We start from the raw sequence: 2,547 nt of genomic DNA, 5'->3' as shown, positions 1-2,547 counted from the left end.
CCCGCCTCTTCAGATGGCGGGCTTTTTTTCGCCGGACGTTTACGCGGCGCGCTTTTTTTCTTATCGCTACCACTACCGCCCGGCGCGGCAATTCCACGAAAGCGTCGTACCGGTGTGCTGCGCGCCTGATCGATAAGCTGATACAGCGTCCCCACCAGCGGCTGCATGAAATCCTGATAGCGGCACTGCTTTTCGCTGATTTGGGTCAGGATAGATTCCCAGTGCGCTGTCATGTCCGGGCGCGTCGCCATTTCTGGCAGCGAGTGGAACAGCGCTTTTCCCGCGTCGGTCGAATGGATATAACGTCCTTTTTTCACCAGGAACCCGCGCTTAAACAGCAGCTCGATAATTCCGGCGCGCGTTGCTTCCGTACCTAAACCATCCGTTGCGCGCAGGATCTTTTTCAGATCTTTATCCTGCACGAATCGCGCAATCCCGGTCATCGCTGACAGCAGAGTTGCATCAGTAAAGTGCCGCGGGGGCTGGGTCTGACGTTCAACTACTTCGCCTTTTTCGCACAGCAGTTCGTCATCTTTTGCCACCACCGGCAGCGGCGTCCCGTCATTATCTTCGTCGCGCTCTTTGTTGCCGAGCAGCGTGCGCCATCCGGCTTCCGCCAGAAAACGCGCTTTGGCGACAAACTTGCCTTTGGCGATGTCCAGCTCAATGACGCACTTCCTGAATACTGCATCTGCGCAAAATTGCATCAGATACTGACGGGCAATCAGGTTGTAAATTTTCGCTTCGTTGTCATTCAGGTTGATGGACGAACTACGCGCGGTAGGAATGATGGCGTGGTGCGCATCCACTTTTTTGTCGTCCCAACAGCGATTTCGCGTATCGGGATTGACTGCCGGCTGCGGGAGCAGATCCGGCGCATGGACGCTAATCGCGTTCAGTACCGCGTGACGTCCGGCAAAGTGTTCTTCCGGCAGATAACGGCTATCCGAACGCGGATAGGTAATCAACTTATGGGTTTCATACAGCTTCTGGCAGATATCCAGAACGTTTTGCGCACTTAAACCGAAGCGCTTCGCCGCTTCAATCTGCAACGCCGACAGCGAGAACGGCAACGGCGCTGATTCTGATTCCCGTTTATCGTTATAGCTGGTGACTATCGCCGGTTGACCGTTAATGCGGTTCACCACGTGTTCAGCCAGCGTGCGGTTCAGCAAGCGCCCTTCTTCATCCTGATACGGCTCACACGCTTCGCTCGGCTGCCAGATAGCGGTAAACCGCTCATCGGCGGGCGTTACGATATGCGCTTTCACTTCGAAGAAGTCTTTGGCGACGAAGTTCTCTATCTCTTCATCGCGACGCACAACCAGCCCGAGCACCGGCGTTTGTACGCGCCCGACCGAAAGTACGCCCTGATAGCCCGCGTTACGTCCAAGAATGGTGTAAGCGCGCGTCATATTGATACCGTACAACCAGTCCGCACGCGCTCGCGCCAGTGCCGACACGCACAGCGGGATAAACTCACTGTTGGCGCGCAGCCGCTCAATAGCCCGCTCAACGGCCTGCGGGTTGAGGTCGTTAATCAGGCAACGCTGCACCTTCTGGCGCTTTTCAGGTGCCAGTTGCAGGTAATCCAGCACTTCATCCACCAGCAGTTGCCCTTCACGATCGGGGTCACCGGCGTGAATAACTTCGCTGGCTTCATGCAAAAAGCGCTTAATGACGTTGAGCTGTTTGGTCACCGAGGAGCGCGGTTGCAGTTGCCACTTTTCAGGGACAATCGGCAGATCGACCAGACTCCAGCGAGCATAACGACTGTCGTAGGCATCCGGCTGCGCCTGTTCAAGCAGGTGACCAATACACCAGGTCACCACTTGTCCATTTCCGCATTCGATAAAACCATCGCCTTTGCGATGCGGCTTCGGCAGCACATCGGCGATAGCACGCGCCAGACTTGGTTTTTCGGCAATAAACAACCGCATCGAGTTAACGAATCTCAACCATGGCGCGACCGCCACGAGCTTCCACTAACTCACCAATGGCGGTGAGATCGATACCGAACTGCGCCGCTGCCGCTTTCACTTCGGCTTCAGCTTCCGGCGTTACCGCCAGCAGTAGACCACCGGAAGTTTGCGGATCGCACAGCAGATCGCGTACCGATTGCGGCATTTCACCCATCAGGTGTCCGTAGCTGGCAAAGTTACGTTGGGTACCACCCGGCACCGCGCCCTGCGCGATGTATTCTTCAACGCCAGGCAGCTTAGGAATATCCTGGTAGACGATCTGTGCCTGAACGCCTGCGCCCTGGCACATCTCACTCAGATGCCCCAGCAGACCAAAACCGGTAACATCGGTCATGGCTTTCACGCCGTCAATATCGGCGAATGCCGCACCGGCAATGTTCATCCGGCACATCACTTCTGTCGCCAGTCCTTTATGTTCTTCCTTCAGCAGTGATTTTTTCTCTGCGGTTGTCAGAACACCTATGCCCAGAGGCTTGGTCAGGAACAACTTACACCCTGCCTCAGCGGTGCTGTTTTTCTTCACGCGTTCGGTCGGCACAACGCCGGTTACCGCAAGGCCGAAGAT

General features: G+C 56.0%; 2 protein-coding genes. Both read right to left on the bottom strand.

The window, feature by feature from the left end; genetic code table 11:
• Positions 1-1,976: DNA topoisomerase III (locus FDW94_RS14915; RefSeq protein WP_249358547.1), on the bottom strand; the 1,976-nt coding region annotated here is incomplete at its 3' end.
• The coding region (selD, locus tag FDW94_RS24300; protein ID WP_249358545.1) for a selenide, water dikinase SelD at positions 1,945-2,547 on the bottom strand (603 nt) is incomplete at its 5' end. The genes selD and FDW94_RS14915, both read right to left, overlap by 32 nt.

The organism is Citrobacter sp. wls757, assembly GCF_005280935.1.
Lineage (GTDB): Bacteria > Pseudomonadota > Gammaproteobacteria > Enterobacterales > Enterobacteriaceae > Citrobacter > Citrobacter portucalensis.
Note: the sequence above shows the minus strand (reverse complement) of the source record. Positions and strands in the feature narration are given on the sequence as shown.